Source organism: Kribbella caucasensis (genome assembly GCF_004361855.1).
GTDB lineage: Bacteria > Actinomycetota > Actinomycetes > Propionibacteriales > Kribbellaceae > Kribbella > Kribbella caucasensis.
This window is the reverse complement of sequence record NZ_SNWQ01000010.1, coordinates 95,178-116,177: the sequence shown is the minus strand read 5'-3', so window position 1 is coordinate 116,177 and position 21,000 is coordinate 95,178. Positions and strand designations below refer to the sequence as shown.

17 protein-coding genes are annotated in these 21,000 nt (G+C 67.0%); 3 read left to right on the top strand and 14 right to left on the bottom strand.

What is annotated here, in order from left to right; all coding sequences use genetic code 11:
* Positions 1-3 precede the first annotated feature (3 nt).
* Positions 4-1,428 carry an aspartate aminotransferase family protein gene (locus tag EV643_RS21380; RefSeq protein WP_133801882.1) on the bottom strand — a complete coding sequence of 475 codons (1,425 nt, stop codon included), beginning with the start codon at positions 1,426-1,428 and terminating at the stop codon, positions 4-6.
* Positions 1,421-2,938: a CoA-acylating methylmalonate-semialdehyde dehydrogenase gene (locus tag EV643_RS21375; RefSeq protein WP_133801881.1), complete on the bottom strand. Its 1,518-nt coding sequence runs from the start codon at positions 2,936-2,938 to the stop codon at positions 1,421-1,423. The genes EV643_RS21380 and EV643_RS21375 overlap by 8 nt, the downstream gene beginning before the upstream one ends.
* 127 nt (positions 2,939-3,065) lie before the next feature.
* On the opposite strand from EV643_RS21375, the gene EV643_RS21370 reads away from it, so the two are divergent.
* Positions 3,066-4,625 (top strand): PucR family transcriptional regulator, encoded by a 1,560-nt coding sequence (locus EV643_RS21370; RefSeq protein ID WP_133801880.1) that lies wholly within the window; start codon positions 3,066-3,068, stop codon positions 4,623-4,625.
* Here EV643_RS21370 and EV643_RS21365 read toward each other — a convergent pair.
* The 8 genes from EV643_RS21365 to EV643_RS21330 all read right to left on the bottom strand — a co-directional run bounded on the left by EV643_RS21365 (position 4,613) and on the right by EV643_RS21330 (position 12,392).
* Positions 4,613-5,209, bottom strand: a complete 597-nt coding sequence (locus tag EV643_RS21365; RefSeq protein ID WP_133801879.1) for a short chain dehydrogenase — start codon at positions 5,207-5,209, stop codon at positions 4,613-4,615. The two genes, EV643_RS21370 and EV643_RS21365, sit on opposite strands and share 13 nt — an antisense overlap.
* 10 nt (positions 5,210-5,219) lie before the next feature.
* Positions 5,220-6,701 (bottom strand): gamma-aminobutyraldehyde dehydrogenase, encoded by a 1,482-nt coding sequence (locus tag EV643_RS21360; protein WP_133801878.1) that lies wholly within the window; start codon positions 6,699-6,701, stop codon positions 5,220-5,222.
* Positions 6,702-6,786: 85 nt separating this feature from the next.
* Positions 6,787-7,476, bottom strand: coding sequence for a GntR family transcriptional regulator (locus EV643_RS21355; RefSeq protein ID WP_133801877.1), 690 nt, complete (start codon positions 7,474-7,476; stop codon positions 6,787-6,789).
* Between the two features lie 281 nt (positions 7,477-7,757).
* Positions 7,758-9,044, bottom strand: a complete 1,287-nt coding sequence (locus tag EV643_RS21350; protein ID WP_133801876.1) for an NAD(P)/FAD-dependent oxidoreductase — start codon at positions 9,042-9,044, stop codon at positions 7,758-7,760.
* Between the two features lie 24 nt (positions 9,045-9,068).
* Positions 9,069-9,965, bottom strand: coding sequence for a dihydrodipicolinate synthase family protein (locus tag EV643_RS21345; RefSeq protein WP_133801875.1), 897 nt, complete (start codon positions 9,963-9,965; stop codon positions 9,069-9,071).
* Positions 9,966-9,999: 34 nt separating this feature from the next.
* Positions 10,000-10,797 carry an amino acid ABC transporter ATP-binding protein gene (locus EV643_RS21340; RefSeq protein WP_133801874.1) on the bottom strand — a complete coding sequence of 266 codons (798 nt, stop codon included), beginning with the start codon at positions 10,795-10,797 and terminating at the stop codon, positions 10,000-10,002.
* Complete coding sequence (locus EV643_RS21335; protein ID WP_133801873.1) at positions 10,794-11,519, bottom strand: amino acid ABC transporter permease; 726 nt, start codon at positions 11,517-11,519, stop codon at positions 10,794-10,796. Before EV643_RS21335 ends, EV643_RS21340 begins: the two co-directional genes overlap by 4 nt.
* A 30-nt stretch (positions 11,520-11,549) precedes the next feature.
* A complete protein-coding gene (locus EV643_RS21330; RefSeq protein WP_166665524.1) occupies positions 11,550-12,392 on the bottom strand; it encodes a substrate-binding periplasmic protein in 843 nt (280 codons plus the stop codon).
* A 152-nt stretch (positions 12,393-12,544) separates the two neighbouring features.
* Here EV643_RS21330 and EV643_RS21325 point away from each other — a divergent pair, with 152 nt between their 5' ends.
* Together EV643_RS21325 and EV643_RS21320 are read left to right on the top strand one after the other, a co-directional pair.
* Positions 12,545-13,645, top strand: a complete 1,101-nt coding sequence (locus EV643_RS21325) for a proline racemase family protein (RefSeq protein WP_133801871.1) — start codon at positions 12,545-12,547, stop codon at positions 13,643-13,645.
* Complete coding sequence (locus EV643_RS21320; protein WP_133801870.1) at positions 13,642-14,646, top strand: proline racemase family protein; 1,005 nt, start codon at positions 13,642-13,644, stop codon at positions 14,644-14,646. The genes EV643_RS21325 and EV643_RS21320 overlap by 4 nt, the downstream gene beginning before the upstream one ends.
* A gap of 100 nt (positions 14,647-14,746) precedes the next feature.
* Here the strand turns inward: EV643_RS21320 and EV643_RS21315 are convergent, their stop codons facing one another.
* The 4 genes from EV643_RS21315 to EV643_RS21300 are packed head-to-tail and all read right to left on the bottom strand — an operon-like array spanning position 14,747 to position 21,000.
* The gene (locus tag EV643_RS21315) at positions 14,747-15,718 is read right to left on the bottom strand and encodes a glycoside hydrolase family 43 protein (protein ID WP_133801869.1); all 972 of its coding nucleotides are present in this window, start codon (positions 15,716-15,718) and stop codon (positions 14,747-14,749) included.
* Between the two features lie 39 nt (positions 15,719-15,757).
* Positions 15,758-17,776 (bottom strand): glycoside hydrolase family 36 protein, encoded by a 2,019-nt coding sequence (locus EV643_RS21310; RefSeq protein ID WP_133801868.1) that lies wholly within the window; start codon positions 17,774-17,776, stop codon positions 15,758-15,760.
* Positions 17,773-19,272 (bottom strand): alpha-L-fucosidase, encoded by a 1,500-nt coding sequence (locus tag EV643_RS21305; protein ID WP_133801867.1) that lies wholly within the window; start codon positions 19,270-19,272, stop codon positions 17,773-17,775. The genes EV643_RS21310 and EV643_RS21305 overlap by 4 nt, the downstream gene beginning before the upstream one ends.
* Positions 19,273-19,317: 45 nt before the next feature.
* Entirely contained in the window at positions 19,318-21,000 is a 1,683-nt protein-coding gene (locus EV643_RS21300) for a type 2 periplasmic-binding domain-containing protein (protein ID WP_133801866.1), read from the bottom strand.

Below are 21,000 nucleotides of genomic sequence, written 5' to 3'. Positions count from 1 at the left end.
AGGTCAGGCAGACCCAGCTGGACCAGCGCGCCGAACCTCACCCACAGTGTGGACCCCCGCCTGAGCCGCGTCGAGGCGAGACGCTGCACTTGGCCGGTGAGACGCACTTGCGGCCTCGGTCAGGGCTTGGTCGAGGATGTCGAGACCTTCGTGGGCTTCGGCGGCGGTGATGGTCAACGGTGGTACGAGGTGGATGCGGTTGAAGTTCGCGAAGGGCAGGAGTCCGCGTCGGGAGCTTGCGGCGAGGATCGCTGCGAGCTGCGGGCTGGTTCCGCCGTATGGCGCAAGGGGCTCGCGGGTTTCGCGGTTGCTGACCAGTTCGATGGCCCAGAACACGCCAGTTCCACGGACCTCGCCGATCCATTCGTGCTTGGCGGCGAGCTCCCGTAGCGCTGGTCCGAACACGTCGGTGCCCAGTGCCGCTGCGTGCTCGACGATGCGGTCGTCTTGCATGGTCTCGATGGTGGCGACGGCCGCGGCGCAGGCCAGTGGATGTCCTGAGTAGGTGAGCCCGCCGGGATAGGGGCGGTCGGCAAAGGTCTGGTAGATCGCCTCCGAGATGGCGACGCCGCCGAGCGGGACGTAGCCGGAGTTCACGCCCTTCGCGAAGGTCAGCAGGTCCGGGACGACCTCGGCGTGCTCGATGGCGAACCACTTGCCGGCCCGGCCGAAGCCGGCCATCACCTCGTCGGCGATGAGCATGATGCCGTGCCGGTCGCACAGTTCCCGGACGCCTTGCAGATAGCCGGGCGGCGGGATCATGATGCCCGCCGTACCGGGGATCGACTCGAGTACGATCGCGGCGATCGTCCCTGGTCCTTCGAGTGCGATGACCTGCTCGAGATGCGCGAGCGCGCGTTCGCGTTCCTCCTCGTCCGTGGTGGCCGAGAACGCGCTGCGGTACAGGAAGGGCCCGAAGAAGTGAACCGTGCCGGTGGATCCGGTGTCGTTCGCCCAGCGCCTGGGATCACCGGTGAGGTTGACGGCCAGTTGTGTGCCGCCGTGATAGGAGCGATACGTCGACAGCACCTTGTGCCGACCGGTGTGCAGGCGGGCCATCCGTACGGCGTGCTCGTTGGCATCAGCCCCGCCGTTCGTGAAGAAGATCCGGTTCAGATCCCCCGGTGTGTGCGACGCGATGAGGCGTGCGGCCTCGGATCGGGCGCTGTTCGCGTACGCCGGCGCCACCGTGCACAAGGTGGCTGCCTGCTCCTGGATCGCCTTGACGATGCGCGGATGCTGATGCCCGAGGTTGGTGAAGACGAGCTGAGACGTGAAGTCCAGCAGGCGATTCCCGTACCGGTCCCAGATGTAGGAGCCCTCGGCCTTGGTGATCACCATCGGGTCGAGGCTCGCCTGAGCGGACCAGGAGTGGAAGACGTGCTTGCGGTCGAGCTCGTAGGCGCGATCGGCGGTGAGGTCAGACATTCTGCGGGAACCCCAGTTCGAGACCACCCTCGGGGCGGGCGGCCGGGTTGATCCAGCGCGACGTGACGACCTTCGCGCGGGTGAAGAAGTGGACGCCTTCGGTGCCGTGCGCGTGGGTGTCGCCGAACAGCGACCGCTTCCAGCCACCGAAGGAGTAGTACGCGACCGGCACCGGGATCGGGACGTTGACGCCGATCATCCCCACCTGGACGTCGTTCTCGAACCGGCGGGCGGCTCCGCCGTCGTTGGTGAAGATCGCCGTCCCGTTGCCGTAGCCGTTGTCGTTGATGAGGGCAACGGCTTCGTCGTACGACGAGACCCGGACAACCGACAGCACCGGCCCGAAGATCTCCTCGCGGTAGATCTCCATCTCCGGCGTCACGTGATCGAACAGCGTCGGACCGAGCCAGAAGCCGTCCCGGTCGCCATCAGCGTCGACCTCGCGCCCGTCGATGATGAGCTTGGCGCCGGCCTCGTCACCGGAAGCGATGAATCCCGCAACCCGATCGCGGTGGGCCTTGGTGACCAGCGGCCCCATGTCCACCTCCGCGGCGGCCTCGCCTCGACGACCGTCGCCAGTACGCAGCGTCCGGGTGCGCTCGGCGATCCGGGCGACCAGATCATCCGCGATCGGCTCGACCGCGACCAGCACGCTGATCGCCATGCACCGCTCCCCCGCGCTCCCGTACCCGGCGCTGACCGCGGCATCCGCCGCCAGCTCGAGGTCGGCATCCGGCAGGACGACCATGTGGTTCTTGGCACCGCCGAGCGCCTGCACCCGCTTGCCGTGTCGGCTCGCCTCCTCATAGACGTACTGCGCGATCGGCGTCGAGCCGACGAAGCTGATCGCCGCGACGTCCGGGCTCTGCAGCAACGCGTCGACCGCGACCTTGTCGCCCTGCAGCACGTTGAACACGCCGTCCGGGAGACCGGCCTCCTTCCACAGCTGAGCGATCCACAACGCGGCCGACGGGTCCTTCTCGCTCGGCTTGAGTACGACGGCGTTGCCGGCCGCGATCGCGATCGGGAAGAACCACATCGGCACCATCGCGGGGAAGTTGAACGGGCTGATGATGCCCACCACACCGAGCGGATCCCGCCTGGAGTGCACGTCGACCCCGGTCGATGCGTTACCCGACTGTCCACCCTTGAGCAGGTGGGCGATACCGCACGCGAACTCGACGACCTCTTGACCGCGGGAGATCTCGCCGACCGCATCGGAGTGGACCTTGCCGTGCTCCGCGGTGATGAGTTGCGCGAGTTCATCCTTGCGGGCGTTGAGCAGCTCACGGAAGGCGAAGAGGATCTGGGTACGCCGGGCCAGCGAGGTGGTGGCCCAGGTCGTGGAAGCCTTCTTGGCCGCGTCGATGACATACCGGGCGTCGCGCTCACTCGCCAGCGCGACCCGACCGGAGACGCGACCGGTGGCGGGGTTGGTGACATCGGACCAGAGTTCCGACGTGCCGTCGTACCCGGCGCCGTCGACCCAGTGCGTGATCGGTGTGGACATGCAGCAACTCCTTCGGGGGTGAGCCTCCATCGTGGCCACCGCCGACCAGCTCGAGGCCCGGCAGAATGTAGGACTTAGACTCGAACCCCGACAATGTGTCGGCTCCCGGCCGACTGGAGTAGACGGAATGGCGTACCTGACGGTTGCGCAGGTCCTCGAGATGCCCGTCCTTCGCGGAGCGGGCGCCGAGGTTCTTGCCGGCGCGACGGGACTGGACCGTGAGGTCCGCTGGGTTCACGCGGCCGAGCTCGCCGACATCGCCCCGCTGCTACGAGGCGGCGACCTCCTGTTGAGCACCGGTATCGCGCTACCCGAGACCGCCGACGAGCTTCGTGACTTCGCCGCCAGTCTCGGCGAGAGCGAGGCAGCCGGTCTGGTGATCGAGCTGGGCCGTCGCTGGAAGCAGTTGCCCTCGGCATTGGTCGAGGCGTGTGAAGCCGTGGCGCTGCCACTGGTCGCGCTGCACCGCGAGGTGCGGTTCGCCGCGATCACCCAGGCGGTGGGCGAACGCATCGTGGACGAGCAACTGCAGGAACTGCGCGAGACCCACCGGGTGCACGAGACCTTCACCGAGCTGAGCATCGCCGAGGCCGGCCCGCGCGAGATCCTCGAGGCCGTCCAGCGTCTGGCCGGGACAGCCGTCGTACTGGAGAGCGAGCAACACCAGGTCCTCGACTACCGGTCAGGTCCGGCGGACATCGCTGAGTTCCTCGCCGATTGGACCACTCGTTCGCGCGGCGTGCAGGTCGACGGCCGGACCGGATGGGACGAACGAGCCGGCTGGCTGGTGACCCGGCTCGGCAAACGCGACCGAGGCTGGGGACGACTCGTGGTCCAAGCACCCACGCGACCTTCGCAGCGTCTGGTCGCCCTGACCGAACGCGCCGCCGCCGCATTGGCCATGCACCGGTTGCACGACAGGCACCGCGACAGTCTCGTACGCCGCGTCCACCATGAACTGCTGCTCGGCCTGCTCGCGGATCCCACCGATCCGGACGTACTGCGCAGATGTGAACTCTCCGGTGTTCCGCTGGCCAAACGTCAGCTGATCGGGATCACGGTGCGCCCGCGGAATCAGGTCGCCGATCCACAAGACGTTCTCGCCTCGGTCGTGCATACGGCATACGACCTCAAAGTGCCGGCCCTCGTTTGTGAGATCGATCGCGATGTCCGCGTGCTGCTCTCCTGTGCGCCCTCCGCCAACCCTGATCGCGTGGTCGACAACCTGGCGGCGCGGATCGCCCGGCGGCATCCAGTCGCGATCGGCGCCGGCCGTCCCGCCACCAAGACGGGCGACGTGGACCGCACCCTCAAGGAGGCCCAGCAGGTGGCCGAGTCCGTCCGCGCAGACGCCTCCGATCGAGTGGTGCACCGCCTGGAGGACGTCCATTTGCGCGGTTTGCTCACCCTGCTCGGCGACGACGACCGGCTGCGCCTCTTCGTCGCGCGCGAACTCGACCCGCTCAAGGAACACGGGGGTGGACTCCTCGACGCGGTCCGTGCCCTCGTCCGCCATCCAGCGAGCAAGTCCGACGCCGCCGCGAGTCTGCACGTATCCCGGCCCGTCTTCTACGACCGCCTCGCCAAGGCCCAGCGGCTCCTCGGCGTCAACCTCGACGACCCCGATATCCGGGTGTCCCTGCACGTCGCGCTGCTGGCCGACGAACTGCAAGCTCAGATCCGGTAGACCTGACCGGTCTCCATCGACTCCACGGACCGTACGAACGCCTGCCCCACCACGGAAGCGTCGACCGTCGGGTAGCCGGGGAAGGCGTCGGCGTACTTGTCGCGGGACTCCGTCAACACGGTCGGACTGACCGCGTTGATCCGGTAACGCCCCCACAGCTCACCGGCACTCGCGACAACCCAGGCTTCCAGCGCTCCGTTGACCGCGGCCGCCACACTCCCGGTCCGGATGGGCTCACGGGCGAGGATGCCGGTGATGAGGGTGAACGAGCCGCCGGCCCGTACGACGCCGGTCGCCCGGCGGACGAGTTCGACCTGGCCGAGCAGCTTGCTGTTGATGCCGGCCAGCCAGGCATCGCGATCCAGGTCGTCCCATGGTCCGTACGGCGTCGTACCCGCAGTACAGACTGCCGCGTCGAGCGGCCCGACCTTGTCGAGCACCCGTTGGATCGAGCTGGGATCGGTGAGGTCGATCGGGTACTCGGCCGAGGTTCGGTGGGCCGCGACAACTTCGTGGCCGCGGGCAACGAGTGCATCGTGCGCCGCCCGGCCGACGGTCCCGGCACCGACTAACAGGATCTTCATGTGGTGCTCCTCAGAGGTCGCCGTAGATGGTCGTGTGCCAGGGCTTGGCCGCGCGTCCGGTCAGGTCGGACATCACGTGCTTGACCTGCGTGTACTCCTCGAACGAGTACGCCGACATGTCCTTGCCGTAGCCCGACGCCTTCATCCCGCCGTGCGGCATCTCCGAGATGATCGGGATGTGGTCGTTGATCCATACCGTGCCGGCCTCGATCGATCGCGCGGCCTCCTGGGCGCGGAACACGTCGCGCGTCCAGGCAGAGGCGGCAAGGCCGAACGGCACGTCGTTGGCCAATCGCAGCGCTTCGCTGTCGGAATCGAACGGCAGCGCAGCCAGCACCGGCCCGAACGTCTCCTCCTGCACGATCTCACTCCGCTGCTCGGCCCCGACCAGCAGCGTCGGCTCGTAGTACGCACCCGAGGACAATGCACCACCCGGCGAACGGCCACCGGTCACAGCACGAGCGCCGTCACGAACGGCCCGTCCCACCATCGCCACGACGCGATCACGCTGCCGGAACGAGACCAACGGCCCTTGGTCGGTATCCGGGTCCAAGGGTGCCCCGAGCCTGACTCGCCGCATCAGCTCGGCGACACCATCGACGAATTCGGAGAACAAGGACCGATGCACGTAAGCCCGGGTCGCGGCGGTGCAGTCCTGCCCGGTGTTGATGAGTGAAGCCGCCACGGCGCCCCGGACCGCCGCATCCAGATCGGCGTCGTCGAAGACCACGAACGGAGCCTTGCCGCCGAGCTCCAGATGCAGCCGGGTCCCGTTGGCCGCGGCGAGACCCGCGATATGCCGTCCGACCGCGGTCGACCCGGTGAACGAGGTCATCGCGATCCGGCGGCTGGTGACCAACGACTCCCCCGTGTCGGGACCCGTGCCGTTGACGATGTTGACGACACCGGCAGGCACGCCGGCACGTTCGCAGGCTTCGGCGAGCATGAGCGTCGTCAGCGGTGTGTTCTCGGCCGGCTTGAGGACGATCGTGTTGCCGGCCGCGATGGCTGGCAACACCTTCCAGACCGCCATTTGCAACGGATAGTTCCACGGCGCTATCGACCCGACCACCCCGACCGGATGGCGCCGGATCATCGAGGTGTGGTCGGCCGAGTACTCCGCGGCCGCGTGGCCGTCGAGGTGACGGGCCGCACCGGCGAAGAACGCGACATTGTCGACGGAGCCGGGGACGTCGAACTCACGGCTGAGGCGGATCGGCTTGCCGGTTTGCGCGGTCTCCGCCTGCGCGAGCTCCTCGGCCATCGTGTCGAGCTCGGCAGCGAGCCGGTGCAGGATCCCCGAGCGCTCGGCCGGCGTGGCTCGTGACCACTCCGGAAATGCGTCGTGCGCGGCATCGAGGGCGGCCTCGACGCTGTGCTGACCGTCGCTGCGGTAGGTCCAGATCACCGTCCCGGTCGACGGATCGACGACCGACAGTTCAGGGCCTTGGCCAACACCGGGCTTGCCGCCGATGTAGTTGCTGGTGTTCATGAAAGTCTCTCCCGTAGACGGGTCACAGGACGTGCGCGATCAGCCGGTACGACGTACGCCGTACCGGGACTGGGGTGTCGCGAACTCAGGCGGACTTGCCCTCTTCGATCAGCCGGACGATCTCGTCGGCGCTGTTGGCGATGTGCTCACGGACCTCGGCCGTGATCGCCGCCTTGTCACCGCCGGCGATCACGTCGACCAGGCGACGGTGCAGCTCCGCATCCCGGGCCAGGTCGGACCGGGTGACCTGGTCGAGGCTCATCGCCATCCGGATCTGGGATTCCACCAACGGCCAGATCCGCATCAGCATCTGGTTCTCCGACGCCTCCCACAGCGTGCGGTGGAGGTCGAGGTGGGTCAGGTCGACCTGCACCAGATCGCCGGCCTCGATGGCGTCCAAGTGGGTCTTGAGCGCGGCCCGGAGCTTTGTCATCCCGTCGCCGTCCGGGTGTTCGGCGAGATGCAGCGCGGCCAGGGTTTCCAGCGACACCCGCACCTGAGCCACGTCGAGCAGATCCTGTGGACTCGGCTCGGCGACGGTGATCCCCTTGTACGGCGTCTGGACCAGCGACCCTTCGTGCACGAGCTGGTAGATCGCCTCCCGCACGGTCGGCCGGCTCACCCCGAGCAGCTCCGCCAGCGGCGCCTCCTTGACCCGCTGCCCGGGCACCAGTTCGCCCGAGAGCAGCGCGCGCCGGATCGCGTCCACCACGACCTCGCGCCGGGTCACGTTGCTGACCGGAGCGAGTGCCGAATCCGTTCGTGGAGCGCTCATCGGTTTGATGGCGTGGACACCCCGTCATTCACGGCGGGGAGGAAACGCCATCCCCCTCCCTTCAGGTTTTGTCGGTTGATTCGGGTAATGTGGTCACCGGTTGCGATAGCCAAGCAACTGGCAGTAGCAGGATCAGCAACAACCGCGGCCGGGCGGGCCGTGGCAGCGCGGGGAGCCTTCTTGCGCAGTAAGGCACGGCTGTGAACCGCGAACCTCAACCCGCAAGGGTTGGAATCCCCTGCCTTCAGGCGGTGGGAGGACGTCAACTGACCGCCTTTCGTCTACCCAGGCCATGATTGCAGATTGTCTGCACTTGTCCGATACCGCCCCGCCCGGCCACGGAACCGTGCGGGGCTGATCGCGGGGTCGGCTGCCTCGCCCCGGAGGAGTTGCCGGATCGCACGGGCGGTCGTCGGCGCCTGGGTGAGACCGAGCATGCCGTGACCCGACGCCAGCCAGACGTTCGAGTTATCGGTGAGCGGCCCGACCACGGGCAGACCATCCGGCGTCATCGGCCGCATCCCTGCCCACGAAGGGTTGTGTGGCGCGCCGGAGTCCCAGTCACGGAACCCGACCGCCGCCGCGCGCTTGATCGCCGCCACCCGGGTCTTGTTGATCGACGTGTCGAAGCCGGAGAACTCCATCGTGCCGGCCACCCGGATCACACCGTCGAGCGGCGTGACCGCGACATGCGCGTCCTCGAACGTCAGCGACGTCCGCAGTGTGAAGGGCTCGGGACGGTAATCGACGCTGTAGCCCTTACCCGGCTGGATCGGCACCGGTACGCCGAGCTTCGAGCACAGCGGTCCCGTCCACACCCCGGCGGCCAGGACCACTCCGTCGCAACCCAACCGCTCGCCGGCGTTCGTGCGTACGCCGATCACGCCGCCCGGCCCGCGATCGAAACCGGCCACAGCCGTGTCCTCGCGGACCGAGCCGCCGAGCTTGGTGATGTGCTCGACGAGTGCCGACGTGAGCGAGTCCGGCTCGATCTGCCGGTCCTGCGGATAGAACAGGCCGTACTGGATCCGGTCGGACAACGCCGGCTCGACGTCGTGCACTCCGACGACATCCAGTACGTCGGGCTCCGCGCCGTATGACGAGAACACGTCCTGGTATCGCAGCCGATTCTCGAAGTGGGCCTTGTGCTCGTAGGCCAGCAGGACACCGCGTTGGTGCATCTCGAGGTGCAGCCCAGCGTCCCGCCACTCGTCGAACAGCTCATTGGCCTGCGATGCGAGCCGAAGGTTCAGCGCCAACCCGGCCCGGAACTGCTCCTCGGTGCAGTTCCGGGCCACCGAGAGCAGGAACCGCAGGAAAGGCAGCGACAGCGAGGGCTTCACGTACAGCGGACTGTCCGGGCGCAGCATCCACTTCAGGCCTTGGATCACCATGCCGGGGGCCGGCACCGGGCCGGCCTCGGCAACGGCAACCTTGGCCGCGTTCCCGTGAGACGCCGCCTGACCGGCGCGCGCGCTGTCCAGAACCACCACGTCGTGCCCGTCCTGGAGCAGCTCGTAGCCACAGGCCAGGCCGACCACACCGGCACCGACGACGACGATCCTCACTGCACCCTCCTCCCGATCAGTACGTCAGAGAACGCCGGCGGCGTCCAGGATCCTGGTGAACTCCGCACGGGCGCTGTCGTCGAGCAGAGCGAACGGCGCACGCACCGGTCCGGCGGGTTGGCCGATCAGCTCGAGGCCGGTCTTGACCGCGGCGGCGTAGTTGTACGACTCGAGGAAGTTGCACACCGGCCAGATCTTGTCCCACAGCCGCCGGCCCTCGGCGAGATCGCCGCGGACCGCGACCGCGTCCCAGAGCTGCATGGACAACTCGGGAATCACGTTGGTCGCACCCCATACCGTTCCCTTGGAACCGCTGACCAGGCCGAAGAAGGTGAGCGTGTCCCAGCCGTTGAAGGCGGTGATCTGATCCGCATGCGCCAGCAGAAGTTCGCTCAAGGACACCGCGTCGCCGGAGGTGTCCTTGAGGTAGTCCACTCCGTCGATCTCCGCCAGCCCGGCGATCTCGGCCGGCGTCAGCTTCACTCCACTGGCCGAAGGGATGTTGTAGTAGACGATCGGGAGCTTCGAGGCATCGCGTACGGCGGCCAGGTGGGACCGGACCTCGTCGAGGGTGGGCGCGTCGTAGAACGGCGGAACCACCATCAACGCGGACGCCCCGACCTCCGCCGCGTGCCGGCTCAGCTCGACGGTCTCGGCGCTCGACAACGCGCCGGTGCCCGCGATGACCGGGACGCGACCGTCGGCCGCCTTCACGCAGGCCTCGGTCAGCAGCTTGCGCTCGGCGAGGGTGAGCGCAGTGAACTCGCCCGTGCTACCGCCCGGCACCAAGCCGTGGACGCCGGCTTCGATCAGCCGATTCACATGGGCATGGAGCGCCTCGACGTCGATCGCGGATCCGTCGGGTGTGAAGGGAGTCACGAGTGCTACCAGGACGCCCTGCAGCGTGACGCGGTCAGTCATGGATTTCTCCAGAGTTGTTGGTGTGGTTGGAAAGTCAGTCGATCCGGACGGCGTCGACGAACGCCTTGAGCTCGGCGTTCTCGCAGTGGTGGAACGCCTCGTCCGGCGTGGCGTCCACGGCGATCCGGCCGTTCGAGAAGAAGATGACCCGGTCGGCGGCCTTGGACGCGAACGCCATGTCATGGGTGACCAGTACGACGGCCAGCCCTTCCTCCTGCTTGAGCCGGGCCAGCACCCCCAGCACCTCGGCCGCGACCGGCGGGTCGAGTGCGGACGTGATCTCGTCGCACAGCAGCACCTGCGGACGCATCATCAACGCGCGGGCGATGGCGACCCGCTGCCGTTCACCACCCGACAGCTGGGTCGAGCGGCTCCGGATGTGTTCGGCCATCCCCACCTCGGCCAGCGCCTTCTCCGCACGTGCCTCCGCTTCGCCGGCCGACAGTCCAAGGATCTTGCGTGGCGCGAGGATGAGATTGTCGAGCACGTTCATGTGCGGCCACAGGTTGTAGCTCTGGAACACCATGCCGACCTTGGCCGCGCCGTGATTCCAGTCCGCCGTACGGGCTCCGCCGGACCGGACGAGTACGCCGTCGATCGTGACGTCGCCTTCCTCCGGGTCCTCGAGGCCGGCGATGACGCGGAGCAGGGTCGACTTGCCCGATCCGCTCTTGCCTATGATGACGCTGACCTCACCGGCCGCGACGTCGAAGTCCACCCCGTCGAGCACCTTGCGACCGTGGAACTGCTTGGCCAGGTTGACGGCCGAGACCAGCGACGTCGTAGCCGGCGTACCGGGTTCGGCGGTGCCGAGGTTGGGTGCGAGGTTCATGGTTTGACTCCGGTGAGCTCGGGCTTGCGCGGCTTGATGATCGGCGCCCGTCCGGTCCGGGCGAGCTGGCCCCGGCGCTCGAAGTAGCTGGTGAGCAGCGAGACCGGGAACGCGATGCAGAAGTAGACGGCGGCCGCGGTGGTGAAGAACTCCAGCGACCGGTACGTCTCCGTGGCGGCGGTGTTGGCCTGGAACATCAGGTCGTGTACGGCGATCGTCGAGACCAGCGCGGTGTCCTTGAACATGGAGATGTTCAAGGACAGGATCACCGGGATCTGCTGGCGCAGGGCCTGCGGCACGATGATGTGGCGCAACTGCTGGAACCGGCTCAGCCGAAGCATCTTGCCGGCCTCGATCTGCTCGACCGGCACCGCCTGGAAACCGCTGCGGTAGGCCTCGGCCATGAATGCCGTCAGGTTCGCGGTCAAGGCGATGACGGCGGAGGCGAACCCGGGAATGGTGATCCCGGTCAGGGCCGGCAGCGCGTAGTAGATCCAGAACAGCTGCACGAGCATCGGCGTACAGCGGAAGATCTCGATGTAGAGCTGGGCGACCCACCGGACGATCTCGATCGCGGACATCCGCGCGACCGCGACCGGTACGGCGAGGATCATGCTGAGGACGATCGTGATGGCGGCGATCTGGAGGGTGACGCCAAGCCCGCTGAGCAGATGGGGCCAGGCGTTGGCTACGGCGCCCCAGTCGAAGTCTTGCTCGGACATGAGAGGTCCACGCTTCCGTTGAGTGGCGGACTACTGCTTGGCGAGGGCGCCGAGCCGGTCGATCGGCAGGTAGTTCTCCTCGGCGTACGCGCGCTCCAGCTCACCACTGAGCCGCGTGTGGTTGATGGCGACGTTCAGCAACTGCAGTGAGCGGGCGTCCATGTCGTTGGGTACGCCGTAACCAGCGCCCGCGGCGTAGATGCCGGGCTCGGGGACGACGAGCTTCACGGAAGGATCGGCCTGCGCCTGTGACTCGGCGGTCGGCAGGTCCGCGAACACGGCGACCGCACGGTCGGCCTTCACTGCCTGCAGGGCGTTCGTGTAGTCGGCCAGCTCGAGGATCTCGGCGTCGGCGTCCTTGACCGCGGCGGCCGGTGCACTCCCCTGCGCGACAGCGACCGGCTTGCCGGACTTGATCACGTCAGCGGAGGTCCGGTACGCCGAGGAGCCCTTCACGACGAACACGCCCTGGTACTCGTACACCGGGTCGGAGAACTGGATGGCCTTCGCCCGGTCGATGGTCGCGTCGAGGTTGGCCGCCACGTCGTACCGGCCCGCTTGCAGTCCGGCGACGATGTTGTTCCAGGTCGCCGACACCGGGGTCAGTTTGACGCCGAGAGAGTCCGCGAGGTGCTGCAGCGGGATCAGGTTGGGGCCGCCCAGCTGCCCGCTCTTCTCCACCGTCATCGGCGGCGCGATCGCGACTCCGACCCGCAGTTCGCCGCGGGACTGGACGTCCTTCATCCACGATCCGGCCTCGGCGGACGACGCGGCGGCGCTCCCGCCCCGCCAGCCCGCGCCGACGTAGCCGCCGCCGAGGGCGAGCACGACGGCCGCGATGACCGCCAGGGAGAGCTTCGTGGTCTTGGTCATGGTCGGTAACTCCTTGAGGCTGCCCCGTGACGGGTCTTCCACTGAAGTGCAGATCGTCATACAATCTGCAGTAGCGTTGAAGGTAGGAGTGGCGTACTCCGGTGTCAAGGGGTGGCGAAAGATCCCGTCGGATTCATGGTCAGGAGCTGCTGATGGACGGCGCGGTAGTGGTCTCGTCGGTCGACGTGCACGCGGAAGGAGAACCGGGGCGGATCCTGCTCGGCGGGAATCTCCAGGTGCGCGGAGCGACCATGTCCGAACGGTTGGCCTGGTGCGTCGACCACCTGGACCACCTGCGGCTCCTGCTCCTGCGCGAGCCGCGGGGGCACCCAGCCCTCTGCGGTGTAGTTGTGATGCCGCCTGTGACGGCTGAGGCCGACGTCTCGATCGTGATCTTCGAGCAGGGTGGCTTCCGCCCGATGTCCGGCAGCAACACGATGTGCGCGGTCACGGCCATCCTGGAGACCGGGGCGCTACCGATGCGCGCGCCGGAGACCGTCGTACGGATCGACACCGCGGCCGGTCTGGTCGAGGCCACGGCTCGCGTCGACGGCACCAAGGTCCGCGATGTCCAGGTGCGGAACGTGCCGTCGTGGGTGGAGTCGCTGGACACACCGATCGAGGTGCCCGAGTACGGGATTGTGAAGGCTGACATCGCCTTCGGTGGACAGTTCTACGTCCAGGCTCCGGCGTCGTCGCTGGGTGTCGAGCTCGGGCCGGCGAACGCACCGGCGCTGGTCCGTGCGGGTGCCGCGCTGCTGGCGTCGGCGAGACGACAGGTGACGGTCAAGCATCCCCACGACCGGGGCGGTGGGGCGGGGAAGGTATCGAGCGCCAACCTGAGCCAGATCTCGCTCGTCATGCTGCACGGGCCTTCGACCGAACCCGGGGTGTCCGGTCGCAACAGCGTGATCCTGCCCACCGGGGAACTCGATCCCGATCGGCCCGAGACCTGGCGCGGCGTACTGGATCGTTCGCCCTGCGGCACAGGTACGTCAGCCCGGATGGCTTGTCTGCATGCCCGCGGCGAGCTTGATCTCCACACCCCCTTCATCCACCAAGGCGTCCTGGGCACCAGCTTCGAAGGATTACTGCACGAGCGCGTGCGCGTCGGCGACCACGAGGCGGTGGTGCCCTCGATCCGGGGTCGCGCCTGGATCACCGGCTTCAACCAGCACGTGCTGCACCCCGACGACCCATTCCCGCGCGGCTACGCGATCGCCGACCTCTGGGGAGAGACCTCGTTCACATGACCACCACTTTCCGCACCATCGAATCGCACACGGGCGGCAACCCGACCCGAACCGTCCTCTCGGGAGTTCCCGAGTTGTACGGCGACACGATGCTCGCCCGGATGCACGACCTCGAGACCCGGCACGACTGGGTCCGGACGGCACTCATGTTCGAACCACGCGGCCACTCGGTGATGTCCGGCTGCATCGTCCTGCCGCCCTGCGACGAGCGCGCCGACGTGGGTGTGCTCTACATCGAGGCGAGCGGACACCTGCCGATGTGCGGCCACGACACCATCGGACTCGTCACGGTCCTGATCCAGCACGGCCTGGTACCGGTCACCGAGCCGACCACGAACGTCGTACTGGACACACCCGCGGGACTGGTCGAGACCACCGCCACCGTTCAGGACAAGCGAGTCATCAGCGTCACCTTCACCTCGACGCCGTCGTTCCTCTACGCCCAGGACGTCGACATCGAACTGCCCGGCGTCGGGACGATCCAGATCGACATCGCCTGGGGCGGGAACTTCTACGTCGTCGTCGACGCGGAATCTGTCGACCTCGATCTGGCTGAGCCACGAGTCGGCCGGCGCATCATGCTCGCCGAAACTCTGCGCGACGTCGTCAACGAAACGATCGCCGTGAAACACCCCGTCCTACCGGGCGTCGAGGGCGTGACCCATGTGCAGTTCATCGGGCCACCGCGCCGTACGGATGCCACGAACCTCTGCTCGGTCGTCATTCGCCCCGGAGGCGCCGACCGCTCCCCCTGTGGCACCGGCACCTCCGCCCGGGCAGCCACCCTCGTCGCCCGCGGACAGCTCCAACTCGGCGATGCACTCGTCCACGAAAGCATCACCGGCGAGACCTTCACCGCCGTACCGCTCGAACACGTCGACGTCGGCGGACTCCCCGGTGTTCGCAGTCGCGTCACCGGCACCGCCTACGTCACCGGCACCGCGGAATGGACCATCGACCCCCACGACCCACTCCGCCACGGCTTCCTCGTCCTCGGCTGATAACGGTCGCCCTGAACGAGCCACCGACACGGACGCCGAGGTCACGGCGCGCCGACTCGGTGCGTAGTTCGTTGCTGCCGAAACCACACTTACCAGGACCTCACGTCCAAGTGGCACTGAGCCGCTCGTACTCTTCGGCGGTCACCGGCAGTACGACGCCGTGGCAGGGGTCTTCCGGCAGCCGGTGGTCTTTCGAGGGGATCCATTCGCCGCCGGCGAGGTCGGTCGTCTCGAAGGGGACGTACCGGCGTTCCGACGTGAACTCGTCGATCCAGAGATACCACTTCTCCTCAGTATTCGACTTGTACACCAGCGGGCCCTCGCCCTGGACGATCGTGCCCAGGCCGATGCCCTCGGCCAGCGGCTCCCATGCGGCGGCCGTCAGTGACGTCGAGGTTTCGCAGAACACCGACTTGCCGAACGGCGCGCCGCCGCTGCGGCCGCGTTCATCCTTCAGGAAGCGGTAATAGACGCCCTCATGATCGATCACCGTGGCATCAATCGTCTGCCATCCGCGGTCGATCCACACGCGCGGTTCGGAGAACTCGCGGAAGTCGCGGGTGGTCGCATACATGATCCGGTTGTAGCTGTCACCCTCGTGGTCGGCGTTGTCGTAGAGCGTGGAGGACCAGTGGACGACGTAGGCCTCCTGTTCGGGGTCCCAGACCGCCTCCGGGGCCCAGGTGTTGCCGGCCTCGGGCGGTGCGACCTCGATGAGTCGGCCCTGTCCCCAGTTCACGAGATCCGTTGACTCCCAGACCATGATCGAGCGGCTGCCTCGGCGCTGGTGCCGGTCCCAATCGAGGCTGGTGTAGAGGCGCAGGTCGGTGGCGACCAGGTAGAACCGGTCGCCCTTGGGGGAACGGACGATGTGTGGATCGCGGACGCCGCATTCGCCCAGGGTGGAGTACAGGACCGGCTTGCCGCCGTTGAGGTCGTCGAAGTGCAGCGGGTCGTTGCCGTCGCTCAAGGCGAAGTAGATCTGCTCACCGTCGGCCGATTCACGCTTGAAATGCGCGTACAGGTAGCCCACGTAGTCGGGCAGATGCGGTGGCACTCCGGTGGATTTCATTGGGCTGAGTCATCCTTCTGTGGTCTCTGGACGATGGGGTCATTCCAGGCGGAGGACGCGGGCTGCGGGTTCGGGGGTGTTGGCGTTGATGACCAGAGCGTCGTCGTTCCAGGCGTAGGTCCAGTCGCCGAGGTCGGTGGGGAAATGTGGCGCGATCTTCGAGCGCGGGATCGGGAGGGTGATGGTGGACGGGCCGGGAGCGCGGTGCCAGAGGGTCAGGTAGGAGACGTCCACACCGTTGAGTGCGAGGGCAATCCAATCGTCGGTCCACATCGGCAGACCCAGCGGCCAGGCGGGGACGAGCGTGTGCAGATCATCGAGTACGGCGCGATGGGCGGTCAGGGCGGACCGGACGAGGTCCAGCTCGGCCGGCGTCATGCGGTTGAGGTGACCCGAGAGGTAGAGGCGGCCGGGGATGCCGTTGACGAGGGCGAAGGTGAACTCCTCGCGGGTGGTGCCGGTGATCGGGTACGCCCAGTTACCGGCCTGCTCCGGAAGTACGGCGGCCGGCGCAGCCGCGGAGATCGGTGCATAGAGCAACGGATGTTCCTGGTCCGAGGTCGACTGCAGGTGGAGGCGGGACAGCATGGCGTAGTCCATCCGCATCGCGCCGGAGGCACAGTTCTCGATCAGCAGGTCCGGATGGCGCTCCTGGATGGCGTCCAGCCAGCTCAGCAGTGCGCGGTTGTGTTCGAGCAGGCCGTGGCCGAGCGACGTCCCGCCCTTGTCGGTTCCGGGCCCGGTCATGGTGTTGTTGTCGAACTTGAAGAAGCCGATGCCGAACTCGTCGACCAGCCGGTCGACGGTGGTGTCGAGGTGCTTGCGGGCGGCCGGGCTGCGCAGGTCGAGCAGGTAGCGACCGTTCTCGGCGACTCGCTTGCCGTGGCGGGTGAGGAACGCGTCGTCGGGTAGTTCGTCGGCGATCGGTGAGCGGACGCCGATGACCTCGGGTTCGAGCCAGATCCCGGGCACCATTCGGTGCTGGTGGATCCGGTTGATCACCTCGGCGAGTCCGTTCGGGAAGCGCGTCGTCGACGGTTCCCAGGCGCCGACGGTGTTCCACCAGTCGCCTTCGGCGTACCAGCCGGCATCGACGCAGAAGTAGTCCGCACCGACCTCGGCTGCGGCGTCGATCAACGGCAGCAGCTTCTCGGTCGTCGGGTCACCCCTCAACGTGTTCATGAAGTCGTTGAAGACGACCGGCATCCGGTCGTCGATCGGGCGCCGCGTCCGGATCGCGCGGCGCTGACGCGTGAGCGCCGCGAACACGCTGTCGACGTCGGTCCCGACGACGAGCGACACCGGCACCGTCGTGAACGGCTTGCCGGCGGTGATCTCGACGCTCCACTGGTGCTCGTGGTCGGTCGGCCCGCTCAGCAGCAGGTAGCCACCGCGCCGGTTCTCGCCGAACTCGTAGTGCCAAGGGCCGTTGTGCTCGATCTGCCAGCCCAGGGCGTACGGCGTACTCCGGTCGACCAGAACGCCGACGGGCAGCGTTTCTCCCGTGGACCACGAGTTCGTACCGGTCACCGCGTGCCGGCTGTTGGCGACGTGGTGGTGCGGGTCGCGGACGATGTCGGCCAACACGTCCCGGAGTACGCGCTTCGACCAACGGTTCTCCGCCATCCAGCTGTTGGCGGCGGAGTACAGCTCGGCGTCGATCGACGCGAGGCCGATCACGAGGGACGACAGGTTGGTGAGTTCCAGAGAGCCCGGCCCGATGATCGAGGCTTCGGTCCAGGCGCGTACGCCGGCTCGCGCTTCGAAAACGCTGGTGACGCGGAGACCAGTGGTCAGCTCCTCCTGGACGATGCGCAGCGTGGTCTCGGTCTCGTCGTGCCGGGCGTACCGCAACTGCCGCCCGAGGACGGTGCCGGCGTGACGATTGCTGGAATGACCGTGCCCCACGGCGGCGACCTCCACCAAAGGCTGGCTCGGATCAGGCTCGCCACCCCTCGGCTGGGAGGCCTCGCGGACAGCGATCAGCCGGACGGGACCGTCGTCGAGGACGAAGGTCAGGGCGAGGTCAGGCGTGGTCCAGCGCAGCAGGTTGGTCATATGTCCTCAGTTAGTCGTAGGGCCCGCCGTGCGCGGAGGTCGACAGCGAGGCAGTTCGCGACGTCAACCGGAGAGGCCTCGGGCAGCCGGACCACCAGAATTCCGTGCGCCTGCTCGAAGGGAACAGGGCCGTGACCAAGGAGCCGAACGCCGGTCACAACCTCATGGCCCGCCAGGCTTCGGATCACGGCGCGTCCGTCGTCCGGCCAACCCAGCTGGAACGCGTAGACGGTGTTCTCCCGGCAAGTGAAGCGGAAATCGGAACTCGTCCAGTTCACCCGATCTTCGGTGAACCCGTGGATGACAACGCTCGAAGGCCCCTCGCCGAACACCCGGAACGGTCTCGTGCCGTAGATGCCTTCACCGCAAACTCGCATCCAGGCACCGAGGTCGTCGAGCAGCTGCGAGCATTCGAGATCGAGCGTGCCGTCGGGCAACTGCGGCACGTTGAGCAACAAGTTGCCGTTCTTCGACACGATGTCGACGAGCAGCTCGATCACGTGTCCCGCGGTCTTGTAGACATCGCGGACGTTGTAGAACCAGTCGCCGACCGAGGTGTCGGTCTGCCATGGCGTCGGATGGATGCCAGGAGTCTGACTGCGTTCGATATCCAGCACACCGACCACACTCACCTCGGGTCGACGATCCTTCTGCTGGTAAACAGCACGGTTCGTCCCATGGATCAACCCACTGGTGTTGTACAGGTGGGCCACCGCACGGAGACCGGGCGTGTATCCGGCGTCGCCGAAGGGCAGCGGCCCGTCGGAGTAGAGGAGGTCGGGCTGGTACCGATCGATCATCTCGGTCACTGCCTCGAGCCAGTAACTGTGCCACCCAGGCTCGTTGCAGTACCACGGGTCCTGAACCTCGATGTCTTCCGCCGGCAGGAACCGGCTGTTGTCGAGGTACAAGTCCCAATTGGCCGGATCGGTTCCGTCGTACGGCACACCGGCGAACGGCCCGCGCTTGTCGCTGCCCTTGTTGACCGCCATCCAACCTAACGCGGCACCGAGATGCTCGGTGATCCCGAACGGCAGTCCGCGCTCGTCCGCGGCGGCCTTCCACAGGCCCACGATGTCCTTGCCCGGCCCGATCTTCACCGAGTTCCAGCGATTCACCGACGACTCGTAGTTGAAGAAGTTGTCGTGATGGACGGCCTGCGCCACGAAGTACCGAGCACCGGCCGCAACGAACCGGTCCATCAAGGCGTCCGGATCGAACCGCTCCGCCTTCCATTGCCGTACGACGTCCTTGTACCCGAACTCCGAAGGATGTCCGTACGTCCGCAGGTGGTACCGGTACTGATCAGAGCCTTCCCGATACATGTTGCGCGCGTACCAATCGCCGTATCGCGGCACCGACTGAGGTCCCCAGTGCGACCAGATCCCGAGCTTCGCGTCGCGGAACCACTCCGGACATTCGAAACCCATCAAGGACTCGAACGTCGCATCGAACGGGCCTTTGGCAACAGATCCGGACACCATGCTCCTCGTCATAGGGGTATGGACCGGCCGGGCCTGCTCCGGCCGGTCCCGTGGGACTTACTTGGGAATCTTGTCGTAGGCGGTCTGCTGGATCTCGAGGAAGCGCTTGAGGCCGAGTCCCTCCAGGCCCTTGACGTAGGCGTCCCATTCGGTGTCGAGGTTCTTGGACCCGGTGATGAACTGCAGGGAGTTCTGCTGGACGTAGTTATCGAGGTTCGTCTGCAGGGTGGCGACCTCAGTGGCGAGCGACGGGTCGATCCAGACCTTCCAGAATGGGTAGATCAGCGCCTTGTCCTCCTTGCCCTCGTACAGCTTGGTCGCCTCGAACAAGCGCCGCTCGAACCCGGCCTGGCTGTAGATGTCGGTCGCGATCGCCTCGGAGTTCCGGAACTTTTCGGTGTTGTTGTACTGCGCCATCGCTCCCCACCCGGAGTTCAGCGGTGTCGCACCGGGCTTCTGCGGGATCTGCTTGAACGTCGGCTTCAGCGACTTGTCGAGCGCGACGTCCCCGGGCTGCGGTTTCGTCCAGGCCTTGCCCTCGCTGCCGAACTGCCCGTTGATCTGGCCCTCGTCGGTGAAGATGTAGTCGAGCAGCTTGATCGCCTGGATCTGCTCCTCCTGGGTGGCCTTGTTCGTCAGCACGAACGTCGCGCCCGGCGCGCTCGGGAAGTTGTACCCGGTGTGGTTCACTCCCTGAGGACCGGTGAGCGGCGGTACGGCGTCGTACTGCTTGTCGCGACCGTCGGCCGCGCCGATGCTAAGCGCCTCGCCCAGGTGGAGGACGGTGGCCGCACCGAGCATGGGCACCTTGCCGCCATCACCCTGCTGAGTCAGCGCGTCCGGGTTCTGGGTGAACGCGCCCTTGTCGATCAGGCCTTCCTTGTAGAGCGAGTTCAGGTACTTGAGCCCTTCGCGCCAACCGTCCTTGTTGGCCTGCACGTCGACCTTGCCGTCGTTCAGGACCAGGGTCGAGTTGTTGTAACCGCTGGCGCCCTGCGGGTCGTAGATGAAGGCGTTCATGAAGTACGGGATCAGCAGGCTCCGCACACTCCCGGTGAGCGGGATCTCGTCCGCCTTTCCGTTTCCGTTCGGGTCCTGCGTCTTGAACGCCCGCAGCACCTTGACCATGTCCTCGGTGGTCTTCGGCTGCTCGAGCCCGAGCTTCTTCAGCCAGGCGGTGTTCATCCACAGCTTGCCCTGGTACGTGCAGTGGTAGCAGTCGACAAACTGCGGCATGCCGTAGATCTTGCCGTCCGGCGCGGTCGCCATCGCCTTCCACTCCGGCTCCGCGTCGAGGGCCTTCTTGATGTTCGGCGCGTACTGGTCGATCAGCTGGTTCAGCGGTACGACGACGCCCTGGCTGCCCAGCTTCAGCAGCTCGGTCGGGGTGAACTGTTCGACCCACGGGATCAGCATGTACAGGTCCGGGTAGTCGCCGCTGGCCAGCGAGATCTGCCGCTTCTCCTTGGCCGGGCCGGCATCGAACGTGGTGACCTGCCACTTGAAGGTGATGTTGAACTTCTGGTTCATCTTCTTGGTGAACTCGTTCGTGGCCAGGTTGGTCTCGGCGCCCTGTGGCGCGAAGACGTCCAGTGTCACCGCCGGGTTGCCGGTCACGGTGGGCAGCGGCTTGCCCTCCTCCGCGGTCGTACCGGATCCGCTGCAGGCGGCCAGACCGAGCGCCAGCACGCAGAGCCCGGCGACCGCCGCGGACTTGGTTCTCCTGAGCTGAGTTGTCAT